Source organism: Pedobacter sp. MC2016-05 (assembly GCF_026239735.1).
In the GTDB taxonomy this organism is placed as follows: domain Bacteria; phylum Bacteroidota; class Bacteroidia; order Sphingobacteriales; family Sphingobacteriaceae; genus Pedobacter.
This window is the reverse complement of the sequence record NZ_JAPIVT010000018.1, coordinates 43,631-62,093: the sequence shown is the minus strand read 5'-3', so window position 1 is coordinate 62,093 and position 18,463 is coordinate 43,631. Positions and strand designations below refer to the sequence as shown.

Annotated in this window: 13 protein-coding genes and 2 pseudogenes; 10 read left to right on the top strand and 5 right to left on the bottom strand. The window is 37.3% G+C overall.

The features are described from left to right. Positions 1 to 13: 13 nt before the first annotated feature. From bamA to murI, 4 genes are all read left to right on the top strand, one after another. The gene (bamA, locus tag OQZ33_RS19130; RefSeq protein WP_265800992.1) at positions 14 to 2,557 is read left to right on the top strand and encodes an outer membrane protein assembly factor BamA; all 2,544 of its coding nucleotides are present in this window, start codon (positions 14 to 16) and stop codon (positions 2,555 to 2,557) included. A 99-nt stretch (positions 2,558 to 2,656) separates the two neighbouring features. Then, positions 2,657 to 3,187 (top strand): OmpH family outer membrane protein, encoded by a 531-nt coding sequence (locus tag OQZ33_RS19125; RefSeq protein WP_265800918.1) that lies wholly within the window; start codon positions 2,657 to 2,659, stop codon positions 3,185 to 3,187. 61 nt (positions 3,188 to 3,248) lie between these two features. Further along, on the top strand, positions 3,249 to 3,827 hold the full coding sequence (locus OQZ33_RS19120; protein ID WP_056851820.1) for an OmpH family outer membrane protein: 579 nt from the start codon (positions 3,249 to 3,251) through the stop codon (positions 3,825 to 3,827). A 147-nt stretch (positions 3,828 to 3,974) separates the two neighbouring features. Then, complete coding sequence (gene murI / locus OQZ33_RS19115; protein ID WP_265800916.1) at positions 3,975 to 4,793, top strand: glutamate racemase; 819 nt, start codon at positions 3,975 to 3,977, stop codon at positions 4,791 to 4,793. A gap of 226 nt (positions 4,794 to 5,019) precedes the next feature. Here the strand turns inward: murI and OQZ33_RS19110 are convergent, their stop codons facing one another. The 4 genes from OQZ33_RS19110 to OQZ33_RS19095 all read right to left on the bottom strand — a co-directional run bounded on the left by OQZ33_RS19110 (position 5,020) and on the right by OQZ33_RS19095 (position 11,916). Further along, positions 5,020 to 6,159: a cytochrome-c peroxidase gene (locus tag OQZ33_RS19110; RefSeq protein WP_265800915.1), complete on the bottom strand. Its 1,140-nt coding sequence runs from the start codon at positions 6,157 to 6,159 to the stop codon at positions 5,020 to 5,022. A 4-nt stretch (positions 6,160 to 6,163) separates the two neighbouring features. Continuing rightward, on the bottom strand, positions 6,164 to 7,729 hold the full coding sequence (locus OQZ33_RS19105) for a DUF6850 family outer membrane beta-barrel protein (protein WP_265800914.1): 1,566 nt from the start codon (positions 7,727 to 7,729) through the stop codon (positions 6,164 to 6,166). A gap of 62 nt (positions 7,730 to 7,791) precedes the next feature. After that, a complete protein-coding gene (locus OQZ33_RS19100) occupies positions 7,792 to 9,114 on the bottom strand; it encodes a DUF4876 domain-containing protein (RefSeq protein ID WP_265800913.1) in 1,323 nt (440 codons plus the stop codon). Positions 9,115 to 9,135: 21 nt separating this feature from the next. After that, complete coding sequence (locus OQZ33_RS19095; protein ID WP_265800912.1) at positions 9,136 to 11,916, bottom strand: TonB-dependent receptor; 2,781 nt, start codon at positions 11,914 to 11,916, stop codon at positions 9,136 to 9,138. Between the two features lie 233 nt (positions 11,917 to 12,149). On the opposite strand from OQZ33_RS19095, the gene OQZ33_RS19090 reads away from it, so the two are divergent. From OQZ33_RS19090 to OQZ33_RS19080, 4 genes and pseudogenes are all read left to right on the top strand, one after another. Further along, positions 12,150 to 14,051 (top strand): class II glutamine amidotransferase, encoded by a 1,902-nt coding sequence (locus tag OQZ33_RS19090; RefSeq protein WP_056849393.1) that lies wholly within the window; start codon positions 12,150 to 12,152, stop codon positions 14,049 to 14,051. A 148-nt stretch (positions 14,052 to 14,199) separates the two neighbouring features. After that, positions 14,200 to 14,433 (top strand): annotated as a pseudogene (locus tag OQZ33_RS19085) (IS5/IS1182 family transposase); the annotation flags it as partial. Next, positions 14,425 to 14,640 (top strand): annotated as a pseudogene (locus OQZ33_RS24575) (IS5/IS1182 family transposase); the annotation flags it as partial. The pseudogenes OQZ33_RS19085 and OQZ33_RS24575, both read left to right, overlap by 9 nt. A gap of 381 nt (positions 14,641 to 15,021) precedes the next feature. Beyond that, on the top strand, positions 15,022 to 15,585 hold the full coding sequence (locus OQZ33_RS19080) for a hypothetical protein (RefSeq protein WP_265800911.1): 564 nt from the start codon (positions 15,022 to 15,024) through the stop codon (positions 15,583 to 15,585). Between the two features lie 9 nt (positions 15,586 to 15,594). Here the strand turns inward: OQZ33_RS19080 and OQZ33_RS19075 are convergent, their stop codons facing one another. Further along, positions 15,595 to 16,221 (bottom strand): LysE family translocator, encoded by a 627-nt coding sequence (locus tag OQZ33_RS19075; protein WP_056849395.1) that lies wholly within the window; start codon positions 16,219 to 16,221, stop codon positions 15,595 to 15,597. Positions 16,222 to 16,365: 144 nt separating this feature from the next. Between OQZ33_RS19075 and OQZ33_RS19070 the strand changes: the two genes are divergently transcribed. Together OQZ33_RS19070 and OQZ33_RS19065 are read left to right on the top strand one after the other, a co-directional pair. Further along, positions 16,366 to 17,799: an MFS transporter gene (locus tag OQZ33_RS19070; RefSeq protein WP_056849396.1), complete on the top strand. Its 1,434-nt coding sequence runs from the start codon at positions 16,366 to 16,368 to the stop codon at positions 17,797 to 17,799. Between the two features lie 63 nt (positions 17,800 to 17,862). Further along, a complete protein-coding gene (locus OQZ33_RS19065; RefSeq protein WP_265800908.1) occupies positions 17,863 to 18,321 on the top strand; it encodes a deoxycytidylate deaminase in 459 nt (152 codons plus the stop codon). Positions 18,322 to 18,463 lie beyond the last annotated feature (142 nt).

The window sequence follows — 18,463 nt, the reverse complement described above, 5'->3', positions numbered from 1 at the left end:
ACAAATTATTTTAATGAAAAGAATATTTCAAGTTTTAATCCTAGTCATTTTAGCTGCTCCAGCCTTTGCGCAAATACGTCCGACAGGTAAGGCGCCAGCAACCCCATCTTTAAAAGTTGGAGGCTTAGATCTCGATTATTTTAGTCCAAAAGAATATATCATTGGTGGCACAACCGTTACAGGAACGCAATATCTCGATAAAGATGTATTAATCACCTTATCAAAATTAACAAAGGGAGATAAAGTTACTCTTCCTGGTGAGGCTACTTCTGATGCAATTAAAACGCTTTGGGCACAGGGATTGTTTGATGATGTTAAAATTAATATCGAAAAATTCGTTCAGGATTCTGTGTATTTCGAAATCGAAGTGGTTGAACGTCCTCGTTTAAGTTCAATCGATTTAAAGGGAATCAGTAAATCGCAAAAAACGGCTATTCAGGAAAAACTTAATGATAAAACCGGGAAAATTGTAAATGACAACTTATACAACACTACTTCGGCTATTGTAAAGAAGTACATGCTAGATAAAGGTTATTTTTTCACTACAATAGATTACAAAACGCGTAAAGATCCAAATGCTGAAAATAGCGTGGTATTGGAAGCGAATATTGATAAAGGTAGCCGTGTAAAAGTTCAACGTATCGAATTTACTGGAAACAAGGATTTTAAAGCCGCTAAGCTTAGAAAGTACTTAAAAAATCCTAAGCAATTTGCATGGTGGCGTTTTTGGGGTTCAGGAAAATTCTCTAAAGAAAAATATGAAGAGAATAAAGTGAAGATGATTGGTAAGATGCATGAAAAGGGATACCGTGATGCTGAATTACTGAAAGATAGTATTTACCAATACAATAAGAAAAGGGTAAATATTAAAATGGATTTATATGAAGGAAAGAAATATTACTTCGGTAATATTACCTGGGCTGGAAATGCCATCTATCCTGATAGTATTTTAAATAAAGTTTTAACCATTGAGAAAGGCGATGTATTTAGTGAAGAAAGGTTAAACAAGAAATTAAACGGCGGCGGTGAAAATGGTGGCGATATCAACAGTATGTACACCGATAATGGCTATTTAACTTTCAATATTGATCCGGTACAAACCAAAATTTATGGCGATACGGTTGACGTAGAAATGCGAATGTATGAAGGGCCGCAATACACCAACAATAGAATTACTTTAAAAGGGAATACAATTACCAATGATAAGGTTGTGTTACGTGAGATTCGTACCAAGCCGGGGCAAAAATTTAATAAAAGTGACTTAATTCGTACCATTCGTGAGATTGGTCAGTTAGGTAACTTTGATGAGTCGAAGACAGTTCCTACTCCTCGTCCTAATCCTGCAGATGGAACGGTTGATATTGAGTATGCTGTAGAGGAGAAACCTTCAGATCAGATTGAGTTATCAGGTGGTTTTGGTGGTGGCCGTATTATCGGTACCTTAGGATTAACTTTCAATAACTTCTCATTAAGAAATTTATTTAACCTGAAAGCTTATAAACCACTTCCAAAAGGAGATGGACAAAAACTAAGTTTACGTGGACAAACGAATGGTAAATACTATCAATCTTATAGCTTCTCTTTCTCTCAGCCATGGTTTGGTGGAGAAAAGCCAGTGAGTTTTGGTGTAAGTGCTTTTACCTCACTACAGTCAAACGGTTTAAATTCGGATAACTCTCAGTTCCAGAAAATCCGTTTAAATGGTGTTACCGTGAGTTTGGGTAGAAGATTAAACTGGCCGGATAATTATTTCCAGTTGAGCCATGCCGTTAACTTACAGCAGTATATTTTAAGTAACTACCCAGGTTATTTATTTACTTCGGGTACCTCTTACAATTTAAACTTATCGCAAGAAATCAGCCGTGACTCAAGAGATTCACCAATTTTCCCTAAATCGGGTTCATTTATTCGTTTCACTATTCAGGCCACGCCTCCATATTCATTATTTAATAAAGTGAATTATGCAACCGCACCTGATAAAGAGAAATATCGCTTTACTGAATACCACAAGTGGAAATTTGATTCGCAATGGTACCAACGTGTTGCAGGTAATTTAGTAATTAAAGCACAGGCACAGTTTGGTTTCTTGGGCCAATACAACAGTGCAGTAGGTCAATCAGCGTTTGAGCGTTTCAAATTAGGTGGTGATGGTATGCAAGGATTTGATTTCTTACAAGGATCAGAATTAATCGCGATGCGTGGTTATGCAAACAATACAGTTATTCCAGTAGGTTCAGATCCTCGTATTGCACAACAATCTGGTAGCCCGATTTACACCAAATATGTTTTAGAAGCACGTTATCCAGTTATTGCAAGTCAACAAGCTACTGCTTTCGTATTGGCTTTTGCCGAAGGTGGTAATACTTGGAATAAGTTTAGTGATTTTAATCCTTTCAACGTGAGAAGATCAGTTGGTGTAGGTGCGAGAATCTTTCTACCGATATTTGGTTTATTGGGTATTGATTATGGTTACGGTTTTGATGCGATTCCAGGATTACCTGATTCGAACAAAGGCCAGTTCCACTTTAGTATCGCACAACAATTAGGTGGATTTTAATTGATAAAGTATAAAAATTTAACTAAATATGTAATAAAACGCCTTAAGTTGAGTTTATTAAAAGCTTAGGTTATAACGAATCATTAAATACACACACAAATGAAGAAGTATCTTTTTATCGCATTTTTATTATGCACAACCTTTGGCACTTATGCCCAAAAGTTTGCTTATGTAGACACCGAGTATATTTTGAAACAGATGCCAGAATATAAGTCTGCATTAAGCCAATTAGAAGTAGCATCTAAACAATGGCAACAACAAGTTGACCAGAATTTTTCTGAAATCGACCGGATGTACAAAGCCTATCAGGCAGATCAGGTATTGTTAACTGATGATATGCGCAAACGCCGTGAAAACGAAATTATTGAGAAAGAAAAACAGGCAAAAGAGTTTCAACGCCAAAAATTCGGACCAGATGGTGAGCTGTTTCAAAGCAGAGCAAAATTGATCAAGCCAATTCAAGAGAAAGTTTCTGATGTAATTAAACAGATTGCGAAGGCTAAATATCTTGATTTCATTTTTGACAAAAGCAGTGAAGCAACCATGATGATTTATGCAAGCAGCAGCTACGATGTTAGTAATGATGTAATTGTGAAATTAGGTTACAAGCCAGGGGCTGGAAAAAATTAGTATATTCGCCCCCTTAGATTTTAGAAAACAAACAAAAAAAATAAAAAAGTAAAATAGAACGATGAGAAAGTTAATTAACGTATTCTTTGTAGCAGCAGGGTTGATGTTTACAGCGAATATGGCAAGTGCGCAACAAAAATTAGGTCATATTAATTCAGAAGATGTGTTTGCAAATCTTCCTGAAGCTAAAGCGGCTCAAACTACCTTAGAAACTTTGGGTAAAACAAAACAAGCAGAAATTGATGCGATGATCAAAGAATATCAAACTCAATTGGCTGCAGCCCAAGCGAAAGAAAAAACTTTAAGCGAAGCAAATAAAGAATCAGTTGGTAAAGAATTACAAGCCGCTGGCCAAGCATTACAGGATTTGGAAAAACGCATTACTGATGCCCGTACTAAAGCATCTCAGGATGTTGGTACTAAGCAAGGTGAGTTATTTCAACCTATTCAAGCTAAAGTAGCTACTGCAATTTCTGCTGTAGCGAAAGAAAAAGGTTTAGCTTACGTTTTCGATATCGCAAACGGACAAGGTGGTAATAACCTGGTTTTCTGGGAAGGTGGTGATGATATCACTTCAGCAGTTAAAACTAAATTAGGTATTTCTGCTACTGCAGCTAAAGCACCAGCTCCTAAGAAATAGTTTGGAGTCGAGAGTATTGAGTCAATAGTCTCAAATACAAAGTCAAATATAAAGCGGAATCGAGGCAACTTGGTTCCGTTTTTTTTTGGTCATCACCCAACTTTTCAACAACACAACTTTCCAACAATAAATAATATCTTTACGGTGATGCAAAAATGTTCGCCCATAGGTATTTTCGATTCAGGTTATGGTGGTTTGACTGTTTTTCGGTCGATAGCTGATCAATTGCCCGAATACAGTTACATATACTTAGGCGATAATGCCCGTTCTCCTTACGGTGATCATTCTTTTGATACAATTTACAAATATACCCTAGAATGTGTTGAATGGCTTTTCGCACAGGGCTGTGAATTGGTTATCCTGGCTTGTAATACCGCTTCTGCAAAAGCTTTAAGAACTATCCAGCAAAAAGATTTACCTGTTAAGTATCCAGATAGAAGGGTTTTAGGTGTCATCAGGCCAACGGCGGAGGTCATTGGCAGCTTCACATCCAGTGGCCATGTTGGCGTAATGGGTACTCGGGGAACTGTAAATTCACAATCCTATTTATTGGAGATTAATAAGTTTTTTCCAGAGGTTAAGGTATATCAGCAAACTTGCCCGATGTGGGTGCCCTTAATAGAAAACAATGAGCATTTGCAATCTGGTGCTGACTTTTTTATCAACGAATATTGCAATCGGTTAATAGAGCAGTCTGCAGAAATAGATTGCGTTCTATTAGCCTGCACACATTATCCGTTACTTATGCCAAAGTTAAAAATGATTTTGCCTGACTATATTAATATTTTAACCCAGGGAGAAATTGTAGCTAAAAGTATGGTTGATTATTTAGGAAGACATCCTGAGATAGAAACGAAGTTGAGTAAAGACGGACTTAAGTCTTTTTACACCAGTGGCGATCCGCTGGCTTTTGATGCCCAGGCTTCGATTTTTTTTGGTGAGGAATTGAATTCAGGAAAGATGTAATGTTATCCTAAACTAGTGCATCATAATTAAATGATTTGATCATGCTATTGCGATAATAGATGTGCTTTCGGAAATCGATCCTCCTAATGTGTAGCCAAGGCGTCATTCCTACGCAGGTGGGAATCTTAACGGGCTCGCTGATTGTTGGTAAACTTTTTATATGACTAGATTTGTAACCAGTAACGGGTAACCGGCAACTGACTGACAACCGGTAACTGGCAACCGATTACTGCGGCAATTTCTCTACCCTAACCAAAATTGTAGGCGAGGAGAGGGCCTCTAGAAAGGAAACCACCGCATCCTTTTCTGCTTTACTCAACATTAAACCTTTTAACAACTTGTCGTTCTTAGGCAGTAGAGGGTTATTTATTTGTTCAGCCCTAACCCTCTGAACGGGCATGCCCACATTGTACATGTTCATCACACCATCCATATCAGGGAATAAACCATTATGGAACCAAGGCGCCGTTTTCATTACATTTCTTAATCCAGGCGTTTTAAATTTACCTACATCTTCAGGTTTCTTCGTTACGTTATATAAACCTAAGTCTTCATATTTACGTTTGAAATAAGTTAACCCATCGTTGTGGAACTCATTATCGGTAAATAACGGACCATTGTGGCAATTAATACAACGGGCTTTGGTGCGGAATAAATGTAAACCCACTAGCTGTTGATCGGTCAATGCATTCTTATCTCTAGCCAGGAAACGATCGAATGGGGTTCTCCTGCTTACAATGCTGCGTTGAAAAGTGGCCAGACTTTCGAATATTCTTTTATTGGTGATGGCCTTCGATCCAAATGCATCAACGAAGAATGGTTGATATCCTTTTATTTTGCTCAGCTTTTTGGGTAAAGCTTTCATATCCTGGTGCATCTCGTTATGTGCCGCCACAGGGCTTTCTGCTTGTTCTTCCAAACTCGCCGCTCGTCCATCCCAAAACAAACGTTTGTAAAACCAAACGTTTTCTAAAGAGGGTGCATTACGGATGTTCGTTAAGTGATCATGTCCAACAGAAACCTGACGACCATCAGACCAGTGTAAATCTGGTGCATGGCAGCTCGAGCAGGAAATTTGGTTTGATCCCGATAACCGAGGGTCAAAAAATAAAATTTTACCCAATTCAACTACCTTTTTAACGGAATCATTTTTTAAATCGACGGGAGAGGGTAGAAGTTCTCCTAATTCCTGAAAAATGGCTCCTTTATCTACGGTTGGCTTTGGCCATTGATCTGTAGGTTTCGAATAAACTTTGCGCAAGCTATCTATGCTCAGTTCCTCATCATCGTTGAAATTTGTTGATTGAAAAGATAACAGGGTTAATCCGGTAAAGATTAGGGCAAGCGTGAGGAAAACTTTATTCATAAGGCTAAAAATAGAGATTTAAGCTGATATTGGAAGAAAAGCGGTGTTTGCCGGGCTCAGAAATGATGGTTCTAGTTAGGTTTTGCTGCTCTAATTTCTTCATGTATGTAGCATTTATCTGAAGAGAAGCGATCATGTCTTTAAAAACAGAAAAGCCATACTCACCTGAAACTGCTCCGCCAATGTAAGAGGAAGTGTTGTAGAGGTAATCATGATAAATTACATACCTTGTGAAATATCCTTCATTCGCTTGTGCTACAGTAAAACGGTTACCCATTGGCATTTTGTAACTAGTAGAGATATTTGCTCCAAAAAAATTTTTATTTGATTGGTTTCTTTTTACCGATGATCCAATTTCCAAAAGCAAATTATTGTAAGAAACATCGTTTCCTCTTATGCCGTCAATCCGTTCCTGAGAAAACTGTAAAGCGTTAATATAATAATTGAATGAGTTTTTGTTAGCGGTTGTATTAAATAATATTTTGGCGTTAATTCGTTGACCAGCATAGATATAATTGTTAGCGCTAAATTCGAGATTTTGATCCCGGCCATCCAACTTTTCGTATACTAAATTTGCACCTACCCTAGTATTTTTGTTAAGTGATTTCAACCAACGCAAAGCTACATTCATTTTCTCGAGGTCGTAGTTTGAGAAATATTTGAAGCCTGTTCCGCTAGTTTGAAAATAACGCTGATTTTCTTTGATGTAACTTCCATATAAATTTATTTCGCCAAGGACATGGTTGCTGAAGTCAAGATATAAGTCAGCCCCTTGCCTTTTAAAATTATTAAAATATTTTCTGTCTGGACCAGCTAGCACTGGTCTACCTTCGCCATAACCGTTTATTAAGTGATTATAGTACATTGGGAATGACGAACTTTCATAATATCGTGGGTTTTTGTAAGCTACATTAATGTCCTCTCTTCCATAACCCGGACGATATCCCAATCCTATTTTAATTTCTCGAGATAACTGATATCCAACTGAGGCATTGATATCTAACTGATACTCATTCACTGCACCCCGTGGATCATTAGTAGAAAAGTGATTCGCTACATTATAATTACTTCCTAGCGCAAAAGTCAATCTGTTTTGTAGTATAGATTGACTTGCCATTGCGGTTATGTTATAAATACTTCGCTCATAGTGAACATAACCTGGTGATCCAAAATAATAAGGCGTTGTAAAATTATTTCTGGTTTGATGGGCAAAGCGGGTACTGTCCTCAAAGATTTTTCGGTATTGAAAGCTTCCAAATACTTTTACCGATTTCAGTTTTGTTGTTCCTTCAGTATATAATTGTCCTGATCTTATTTTTGTTGCACCCTGTGAAGGAATAAAGTTTCCTCTCTCAAAACTAAAGGCACCTCGAGCCATACTCATTTGATCAGGAAGTAAACTGAGATAATAAGCACTTTTCCTTGCAAATATTCTCCGCTGATTCTGAAGAGAATCCGTGTAAAAGTTAGCCGATAGAGAAGTCTGGCTTTCTCCAATCTTTTCTTGTCCACTCAATCCAAATGGGATAGAAGTTATTGCGAAAAGAATATAGCGTGTAATTTTTTTCATTAAGATTTAATGATTTAAGCAAGAAATCGGGCTTGATCAGTTCAAGCCCGATAAAAAGGATTTTATTTAAAACCTCTAGGGTTTGCAACCTCTAAAAAAGTAAAATCCTCAGTGCTATTGTTTGTGTCTTTTAAGATTATTCTGCCATTGATCGTTTTATCAGTTTTGCGAATAACAGATTGAGAAGTGTATTGTCCGGCTGGGTTGAATGCAAATCCAGCATCCAGATTAGCAGAGTATTTTTTAGGAACTCTTTTGTTTGCTTCTGTTGGCTGGACTTCTACAGCATCTAAAATATATTTTGCGGGGATTTGAAACACTTTTGAAGCAGTAGAACTTACAGTCAGTGTGGGTATCGCATATTGAGGAAAGTTTGCAGGGTTAACACCATCTGTAAATTTTAAAAGAGCGTAAGAGTATCTTCCATCTCCATCAAAAATCATATCATTTCCAAAATAATCAAAAACCTCAAGATTAGGAACCAAAGGATTGTCAACATCAGAAGCAAGTGGTCTAGTTACAAGAGAGCCATAGTGTGCCTCAAAATCCGCACCGCTTAAATCAACGGTAAGGGCGGGATTAAGTACCGAAATTGTCTTGCCGTCAAGGCCTGTGAAAGGACTTTTATGATTAATGGCGGACTGGGCGACAATAATGCTTTTGCCTGGTTGTACAGCGTACTGGCTTCCTGTACCAGGAATTTTTAAAAATGCTCTTACGTAGATGTAATCATTGTTAGCGTCTATTCCAGCAGGAATACCTTCTGCTTTATTCCAATCATATTGACCATTGGATAGCAGGTGGTGTCTTGGTGGAGTCGATACAGTGATAATCCCTGTAGTCTCAGTGAAACATAATCCATCTGCATACAATGTTTTATCACTATTGTTATAAAACTCAATAAAATTGTCGCGATAAGTTGCTCCATTCACCCTGTCAGAACCAGCATAGTAAATTTGTTTGATTACCCAATCGCTTATCGTTCCAGTAACTAGAGTTAGGTCTATGGTTTCAGTAAAACCAACACCAATAACTTTATTTTTTACTGAAGCATTGAAGGTTACATCATTAGGACTTTGAATCCCTGTAAGTGTGCTGTATCTCGCTGCTGTAATTGTGATGGTTGCATCAAGATCATAAGTTCCAGGGCTAAGCTGGGGTGCTACTAATTTTCCTTTGTCATTAGTAGTAAACTGCAAGGTGTTTTTGGTATCAACATTTGTCACTTTAACTTTTACCTCATTAAGAGGTAATTGGTAGCCACTGGTTTCAGTTCTATAAGAGACGTTCAAATTTAAGTCAACAGGTACAATCTCTGTTGTTTTTTCCTTCTTGCAAGAAGTGAGTGCAAAAACGCTGATTAATAAAAGTAGGTATTTTTTCATTATAAAATTAAGTTTAAAATATTAAAGTTTTATTGAGATTTCTGCCCCAAAATTTGGCGCAGTTCCAGTGAATACATAATTATTTGAGGCATTTATGTAGTAGGGCTGATAATTGAAAACATTAAAAACATTGAACGAGAATCGAAAACGTTTTTTAATGTCTTTGGCCACGCTTAAATGAAAATTAGGAATGATGCGTGGAATATCTTGGTCATTCAGTTCATTGGATGGAATAAAAAGGTGGCCATATTTTGGGTTGTTTGGATCAGGGTTTGTAAGCATAACTTCATTTCCATTTTGGCTAAAGTATCCTAATGGAATTCCCTGTGAAGCTTCGATATTTGTTTTTTGTAATAAAGAAAAATCAGCGGTAAAATTGATCATTAAGCCAATTTTAGGAATGTGTGTTGCTGAACTTATCCTTGCATTACTTAGATAGGAGATTCTCTTGGTTGCCTCATAAATACCAAGAATAGCATATTCCGGATCATTTGGGCGATCCTCAATCTCGGTGCCTAAACGGGGTTGATTGTTTTGGTAGTAAGTGCGGAAAAACCCCCCACTAATATTAAATGTAGTAGCCATTGGTTTAATTTGAGGGCTACTTAATATGAGTTCAATTCCCTGATTATCGGATTTTAAATCATTGCTGAAATTGTGATATACAAAATTTACTTCTCTTGTGCCTGTCTGGGTTATAAGCGGCTTCTGGCCCGGTATAGCTGTAGCAACGTAATTTGGAACAGTTAAAAATTTTCTGTTTGAAATCGTTGAAATTCCATCTTTTGAATTTTTGTGAAACAGCGACAGCGATAAATTGAAATCTTTGATTTTAGTGCTTGTGCTTAGCTCGAACGTTTGACCATATGAAGGTTTTATGTTTGCACTTTCAGGATCATATCGCTCTACGTAAACCAAGTAAGTGCTTTCTGCTGCATTTCCATTGAATGCATTTACAAGTGGTACCTCGAAATAAGTTGGCCCCGGATATAGCTGTGAAAGTGATGGCGATTTATATGATAGTCCATAAGCGAAACCTATTCTAAAGTCTTTATTAATCTCGTAATTCATATTCAAACGCGGAGAAAAAGAAGGTAAAGAATTTTGCATATCATACCTGATCCCAGCCCTAACATTAAGATTTTTTTCAAAAAGATTCACTTTAAACTGATCTTCCAAGTATAAACCCAGGTTTTGCTGGGCATTAACTAGGTTAAAGTCATAGTATCGCTCTGAGCGGTTGGACTGAAGTGATGTCGACGAAACGGCTGTAAATGCCCTCGGACGATTAGGATCAAAAACCTGGCCCAGCCCTTTATTTTTTCCGTAATCGTAATTTACTCCGAATCCTAAAAAGTGGGTTACATCACCAGTTTTGAAATCAGCATTAAAATCCAGCCTTGCTGTAGCGTTTACAGGTCTTCCATCAATTAGCGATGCGGCTGTATAAATCCCTGGAGCGTAAGTTCCTTCATGTATTCCTGAAGTTGTAGCTTCAGAAATGATTACATAAGGTTCGTTGCGATTGGTTTCGCGATAACTTTCTTGGTGCCCTTCAGAATACCTTAAATTTAAAGAGATATTTTTTAAAAAATTTGTGTTAAGCGCATAAGATGTTCTGTTCGAGATTGCTGCATTCCAACTGTCAAATCGTACAATTGTTTGAGTAATATCATCAGGATCACTTCGTAGTCCATCCAAATTTCGGCCATAATCAGCACTGAAAGTGTTTTTAATTCTTTTTTCAGCTCCGAAAGTGTTGGTGTACATTAAAGAGGTGTTGATTCGTTTGTATGCTTTTAGTTTATCTCGGTTATCTGCCAGTGAATTAACGTAATTTACACCTACATTCATTGCACCGCCTTTTGGAGAAAGTTTAAATCCTTGAGAATAGCCGTAAGATGTAGCGTCATTCCTAATCTGCATCCGTAAATATGCAGGGGCTTTGCCGGCCTGTCGATCTACAATAACAGCGCCGTCACTCAAATCACCATATTTTGCAGGTGCAACCCCGGCGATAACCTCAATGTTTTCAATGTTATCTGCCGGTATCTGTCTTAAATCTGTTCCTCCAAATGCAAAATCGCCTGAATAACCTGAATTTGTAGCACCGCTTAAGCCATACGTGCCCGTTGATATCTGGTATGAGTTGCTACCTCCAATACCTGTAATACCCGGATTGAAACTTTGCATATTCATATTATTGCTGATTGCATTTCCATCTAAAATAATTGCAATTCCAAAAGAATTATTCAAGTCATAAGTTCCCCTCGTGTTTGCTGTAGTTGTAGCAAATGTCGATCGCAAGTTGATGTTTTGAACACTTTGTAAAGACGGCGAAACTATTTTTCTGTTGGGTATTTGATTCAATAAATCACTTAAACTTAAAGCTGGTGTTTGCTCTATAATATCCCTGGAAATTATTAGTGAGGAATTTGATTGTCCTTCATAGTTACGTTTAGCATTTATAGCAATAGTTTCCAAGCTTAGGTTAAGTTCCTTTAAAACAACATTGCCTAAGTTTACTCCATCCCCAAAAATCAGTACTTTTTTAGTTAACTTTTGATAGCTTATAAATGTGAACTCAAGCGTTAGTGTACTATTTGATAAATTTTTTACCGGTAGTTTAAACAAACCGTCCGAAGCAGTTATTCCATATTGATTGGTTTCAATAATTTTGATGTTGGTTGATGGGATCGGCTTTTTTTGCTGATCAACTACCCTACCTTCGATAAACATTCCTTGCTGCGCTTGGGCTGATATCGCAATAAACAGTAAAACAACTAGGTATAATCTTTTCAAGCAATTGGTAATTATGGGTGCAGGAACTTAAACGTGAATCATTTTTTGCAAAGGTGTAAAAATTACACTTACCTTCCAATTTATTTAGACTAATTCTAGATAATTTAATATTTGCTATCTTAAATGTATCTAATTATGGCTTTTTCAAATTAACCTCATTGTGACAAAAGAAAATACTTTTGTTTAGGTTGTGATTATTTAAAAGGATAACTTTGCGGCTTCAAACCCACACAATGAGTGATCAGATAAAACACGAATGCGGAATCGCTTTTATTCGCCTGTTAAAACCACTTTCCTACTACCAGCAAAAGTACGGTACAGCACTTTACGGCCTTAACAAGTTATATCTTTTAATGGAAAAACAGCATAACCGGGGCCAGGATGGCGCAGGTATTGCCACCATTAAACTGGATATGAAACCTGGCAGTAGGTACATTAGCCGATACCGGAGCATGGCTTCGAATGCAGTAGCAGATATCTTCGAGTATGTTCAAAACAAATTCGTAGATATACAAGAAAACACACCTGAATTAATGCAGGATACAGAGTGGCTCAAAAACAATGTTAGCTTTATCGGCGAGGTGTTATTGGGCCATTTGCGTTATGGTACACATGGTAAAAATAGTATCGAAAACTGCCACCCTTTCTTAAGGCAAAACAACTGGATGACCCGTAACCTGGTTATTGCTGGTAACTTCAATATGACGAATGTTGATGAGTTATTGGAGCAACTATACGAGTTAGGTCAACATCCAAAAGAAAAAGCCGATACTGTTACTGTTTTAGAAAAAATTGGTCACTTTTTGGATGATGAAAATCAAGAACTTTTTGATCAATATAAAAAAGAAGGACACGATAACGTAGCCATCACGCACAAAATTTCTGATCATTTAGATATCGCAAATATTCTTCGCCGCTCGGCTAAAACCTGGGATGGTGGTTACTCTATCTGCGGTATGGTGGGTAATGGCGATTCATTCATCATGCGTGACCCAGCTGGTATTCGTCCGGCATATTACTATTATGATGATGAGATTGTGGTAGCCGCGTCTGAACGACCAGCACTACAAACTGCTTTCAACATCCAGTTTAAAGATGTTAAGGAGATCGATCCTGGTCATGCTTTAATTATCAAGAAAAATGGCGAGGTAAGCATGGAGCAATTCCGTGAGCCTACTGAAAGATTATCTTGTTCGTTCGAACGCATCTATTTCTCAAAAGGAAGTGATGTAGAAATTTACCGTGAACGCAAGCAATTAGGTCGTTTATTGAGCGATAAAATTCTTCAGGCCGTTAACTACGATTTAAAAAATACCGTTTTCTCTTTCATTCCGAACACTGCTGAAGTGGCTTTCTTCGGTATGGTTGACGGTGTGCAACAATATGTGCGCAGGCACCAAAAAGATATTCTTCTACATAAAAAAGAGGAGTTATCCGATGAGCAGCTGGAGGAATTGTTGTCTCTTGCACCCCGCGTTGAAAAGCTGGCTGTAAAAGATGTGAAACTGCGAACTTTTATTACGCAGGATGCGGATAGAAGTGAAATGGTGGCCCACGTTTATGATACCACTTATGGTATTATCAATAACCATCAGGATACTTTGGTAGCCTTGGACGATTCTATTGTTCGGGGTACTACCTTAAAGCAAAGTATTATCAAAATCGTGGATCGTTTACATCCTAAGAAAATTATCATTGTTTCATCGGCACCTCAAATCCGTTACCCGGATTGTTATGGTATTGATATGAGCAGAATGGGGCAGTTTGTTGCTTTCGATGCTGCAATTCAGTTATTAACTGAGCGTGGCATGTGGCAGGTGATCGAAGATGTTTATGCAAAATGTAAAGCTTCATTATTACTTCCGAAAGAAGAAATCGTGAATCATGTAAAAGAGATTTACAAACCCTTCACCCCGGAAGAAATTTCAGCTAAAATTGCACAAATTATTACTCCTAAAGGCACTGTGGCTGAGGTAGAAGTAATTTATCAAAGTTTGGAGAACTTGCATGAAGCTTGTCCGAAAAACAAAGGTGACTGGTATTTCTCTGGTAATTATCCAACTCCAGGTGGCAATAAAGTGGTGAACAAAGCTTTCATTAACTGGAAAGAAGGGAATAATCAAAGAGCTTATTAATCCTTTGATATTTTGAATAAAAATAGCCCAAAATTATGCGAGGGCACTGGAAAAGTCCCTTCAAGATTGGGTCAGAAAAAAGGAGTATAAATTAATAATTTCTGCTCCTTTTTTTGTATTTTAAAGGTGTACCAGAACGGCTTTTAAAATGCTTCTTCAACAACAAAAAATCCAGTTTAGCGAATTTTCCAGGCTCTACGATGTGATTGTCACCAAGGAGAATCTGCTTCGCAAAATCAACGAGCTTATAGATTTTGGTTTTATATATAACGAGCTTTTGGACAAATATTGTCAGGACAATGGGCGTGCGGCAGAGAGTCCTGTCCGCATGTTCAAATATCTGCTTTTGAAAACGATATTTACCGTTTCGGAGGTATCCATAAAATCAGGCCTGCACAAGGAGCAGATGATCTTTCAGGAGACTGAATATTACAGGGACAAAGCCCGGCACCGATACAAGATTGAAGCCAAAAACAGCGAGTTAAAAAACGTCCACGGATATGGACGGGGAATAGACGGCATGGAAATGCAGGGTGCACTTGCTATTTTCACTGTAAACCTGAAAGGAATCATCAAACTGGCTATCTAGAAGCCAAAATAGTGTCAAATAAAGACCCAAAACTTCATATTCCAATGTCAGCACACAAAAGCAAACTTACAGACTAGAAAATAAAACCCATTAAATAAAAAATCGATCAAGTGAAAACATGTTCACATGATCGATTCTCAAAGTTAACCCACTAAAGGAGGTAACTTTTTCAGTGCCCTCATTTATGCGGGCTATTTTTTTTGCCCTAAAAATGTAAATTCATTTGTGTTTGATATTATATAGAAAGTGACACTATTACCCCGTTATTAGAGATTTTAAGTCCCGTTTGGTAAACGTTTTATCATCCTTTTTTCTTGTAGATTGCATATCTTCTTTGACAGCGAAAAACATTTAGAAGGGTGTAAATGTTAATTTTCCATTATGAAAAACCTAATAAAATTTTTCCTGATATCTACCGTTTGTTTAGGCTTAAGCTGTTCTGAAAGTAATCAACAACAGGTTACAAACGCTATCGATAATACAAGCGATAGTATTTCAACTAAGCTTTCTGAATTGAATGATACCTTAAAAAATGTAAAAGAAGATATCAAGAGCCATATTCCTAAAGTAGAAATAAATGTGAGCAAACGCGTTCCGATAAGTTTACAATGGATCAGTTTCGAAAGTGAAAAGGGTTCGGCCGAAATCCTTAAAAAGGACAGTAAATGGTTTTCAATAAAGGGGGAGCAAACGAATACCGACAATGAATATCTTAAAATTGATGGTCGTTTGAAAAGATTGGATTCCAACAGAATTTCCTTCGAAGGAACGATAATCACGTATATTAAAGATAATAATGGCGGTGTTCCTTGTGAAAAAACTGATGCTCAGGTATTTTTTAAAAAAGGCAGCCGTTCCTATTATCGTTTGCAAAAAATGGAAAACTGCGCTGGTGGGAGGCTTTTGGATTATGTTGATATTTATAATCTCGATGACGTACTTTAGTGAGTGTTCTTATGCATAAAACTGAACATATGTTTTGTAAATAAGCCAGAAAGCAAATAGAATAATAATTACCCCTGCAATTTTATTAAGTGTTTTTAGGGCATCTTCCTTTATTTTGTATCTGAGTTTACTTGAATAGAAACTCTTTGCTCCATCTATGCTCAGTTGAGTAACCATCGCGATAAAAAAGCAAACCAATTTTTCGTTCAGCATGTTATTTAGCTTAACAGAAATAATTCCGCTTACAATAATCCAGAACATTAAGGTAGAAGGAGTGAGGATACACATCAAAAATCCTTTTAAAACATAACCTCTCTTACTGATCTTCTGGAGGGTTGCGGAATCGTAATTAACCTTCATTTTCGAAACCAGATAATATATTCCTACCGCGAGTAAGAAAATCCCGCCGATAGTACCGACATATTTGTCGAAGCTAGCTTTATAATCAAAAAACTGACTTCCAAAAAGGACTAATGCGATTAATATAACATCACTAATTATAACCCCAATAGCTAAAGAAAACCCTGCCATAAAGCCTCTTTCTATACTGGTTTTAATCATTGCAAAAAATACCGGACCTGTTAAAAACGACGAAATAATCCCTGCCCCAATACCTAATAATATGGCTTCAAACATGTATTGTATTGTTTATAATATGCGAATATGCAATTTTATACCTAAAGATGGTACATTTATTTTTGTTGCATAAGTTGCATAAAAGTTACTATTTTTTAATTTTTTTTTATCTAAGTTTAGCCCCACTAAAACTATATTTTAAACATGAGTTCAGAACAAACACAAACCAAGTGGGCCCAATTTATTCCCTTGGTAACCGTATTCTTTTTTTGGGGCTTCGTTGCCGCAAGTAATGATATTTTAATTCCGGTTTTCAAGAAGGCTTTTGATTTATCACAAGCTGAAAGTCAGTTGGTTTCACTGGCATTTTATATTGCATACACCGTGGGTGCGCTTATCTATAACGGAATTTCAGTGCTAATCGGGCAAGACATTGTAAATAAACTAGGCTATAAAAACTCGCTTGCGTTAGGTCTCGTGATTTCGGCATTAGGTACACTATTATTTTATCCGGCGGCAAATTTGGCATCGTTCCCGCTAATGTTATCCGGTTTATTTATTGTTGCATTAGGTTTTTCGCTACAGCAAACCGTTGCCAATCCCTTAGCAATTGCATTGGGTCCAATTAAAACGGGCTCACAGCGACTCACCCTTGCAGGCGGTATCAATAACTTCGGAACTACTATTGGACCGCTTATTGTAAGTTTTGCCATTTTCGGTTCGGCAGCAAATGCAAGTTCAGATATTAGTATAGAAAGTGTTAAGATTCCTTATCTAATTCTGGGGGTTGCCTTCATTGCTGTCGCGATATTCTTAAAATTATCTTCTTTACCAGATAGACCAGCGTTGGTTGAAGCGAAAATAGAAGAAAAAGGGGCAAAGGGATCTGCCTTGAAGTTCCCACAATTGGTTTTGGGGATGATTGCAATTTTTGTTTATGTTGGTGTTGAAGTATCAACGGCGAGTAATTTGCCAGCTTATATGGAGAAAGATTTAGGTTTCGCACTGCATGATATTGCACCTTATATTTCGCTATACTGGGCAAGTATGATGATTGGTAGATGGACCGGAGCTGTAGAAGCTTTCACCGATAACATCCAGACTCAAAAAATATTAAGATTTGTTGCGCCATATTTAGCTTTTGGAATTTTCTTAGCGGTTAATGCAATTGCCGATCACGATCTGGCTCCATTCTACGTTTACGGATTAATCATTTTAGTATTGATTATTGCTGATATGGCGAGTAAAGGAAATCCGGCAAGAATGCTATTAATATTTTCTGCAATTGGCATACTTGCTTTACTTATCGGAATGTTTACCACTGGAATGGTTAGTGTTTATGCCATCACAAGCGTAGGTTTATTTTGTAGCACATTGTGGCCATGTATTTTCACTTTAGCAGTAAGTGGTTTAGGAAAACACACCAGTCAGGGAAGTAGTTTCCTAATTATGATGATTATGGGCGGCGGAATTATCAGCTGGTTACAAGGTGCAGTATCGGAGTATACTGGTATTCAATATAGTTACATTGTTGGTATTCTGTGTTTCGCATATCTTGCTTTTTACGCCTGGAGAGTAAGTGGAATTTTAAGATCACAAGGAATTAATTTTGATCAGAAAATTTCTGGCGGACATTAATTTTTAATAAAGTATTTTTACAGCCACGAAGTTAAACTGCTTCGTGGCTTTTTTATTTTAAGCATGACTAATAAACCAAGTTTCGATACCATATTTATGAATCTCGCTACTGATTTAGCGGAACGTTCGCATTGCGTACGTGCCCATGTTGGTGCGGTTTTAACAAAAGATACCAGAATCATCTCTATTGGGTATAATGGGCCGCCGGCAGGAACACATAATTGTGACGAAGAATGGCCAGAACACGGTTGTGCAAGAGACAGCAAGGGAAGCTGTTCTTTGGCGCTTCATGCAGAAGAAAATGCTATTTTATACGCTTCCAAAAATGGCTCCAAGATTGAAGGATGCACACTCTATACCACCTTATCACCATGCATCGCCTGTGCCAGATTAATTTTATCATCAGGAATTAAACTGGTTTATTATTCAAAATCTTACGCAGCATACAAAGGTTTGCCGAGTGATGAAGGTGTTGATTTCTTGATGAAGTTTGGGGTAGAGGTAATGTTAATGGAAAGCTAAACTGTAAATTGATAATTGTTAGAATTAATGAAGTATGGAAGTGTCGAGCTGCTGATAACAACCGGTAACTGAAAACCAGTAACGAACAATAGATTTGATTATAAATAACGATAAAACAATTTAACAATTCCCTTTCTTTATC

Excerpts from the sequence above, each read along its gene's own strand:
- OQZ33_RS19110 (WP_265800915.1), bottom strand. The coding sequence starts at position 6,159 with ATGAATAAAGTTTTCCTCACGCTTGCCCTAATCTTTACCGGATTAACC.
- OQZ33_RS19100 (WP_265800913.1), bottom strand. The coding sequence starts at position 9,114 with ATGAAAAAATACCTACTTTTATTAATCAGCGTTTTTGCACTCACTTCT.
- OQZ33_RS19075 (WP_056849395.1), bottom strand. The coding sequence starts at position 16,221 with ATGTTTGAAGCCATATTATTAGGTATTGGGGCAGGGATTATTTCGTCG.
- OQZ33_RS19080 (WP_265800911.1), top strand. The coding sequence starts at position 15,022 with ATGAAAAACCTAATAAAATTTTTCCTGATATCTACCGTTTGTTTAGGC.
- OQZ33_RS19065 (WP_265800908.1), top strand. The coding sequence starts at position 17,863 with ATGACTAATAAACCAAGTTTCGATACCATATTTATGAATCTCGCTACT.
- murI (WP_265800916.1), top strand. The coding sequence starts at position 3,975 with ATGCAAAAATGTTCGCCCATAGGTATTTTCGATTCAGGTTATGGTGGT.
- OQZ33_RS19070 (WP_056849396.1), top strand. The coding sequence starts at position 16,366 with ATGAGTTCAGAACAAACACAAACCAAGTGGGCCCAATTTATTCCCTTG.
- OQZ33_RS19105 (WP_265800914.1), bottom strand. The coding sequence starts at position 7,729 with ATGAAAAAAATTACACGCTATATTCTTTTCGCAATAACTTCTATCCCA.
- OQZ33_RS19125 (WP_265800918.1), top strand. The coding sequence starts at position 2,657 with ATGAAGAAGTATCTTTTTATCGCATTTTTATTATGCACAACCTTTGGC.
- OQZ33_RS19120 (WP_056851820.1), top strand. The coding sequence starts at position 3,249 with ATGAGAAAGTTAATTAACGTATTCTTTGTAGCAGCAGGGTTGATGTTT.
- OQZ33_RS19090 (WP_056849393.1), top strand. The coding sequence starts at position 12,150 with ATGAGTGATCAGATAAAACACGAATGCGGAATCGCTTTTATTCGCCTG.
- bamA (WP_265800992.1), top strand. The coding sequence starts at position 14 with ATGAAAAGAATATTTCAAGTTTTAATCCTAGTCATTTTAGCTGCTCCA.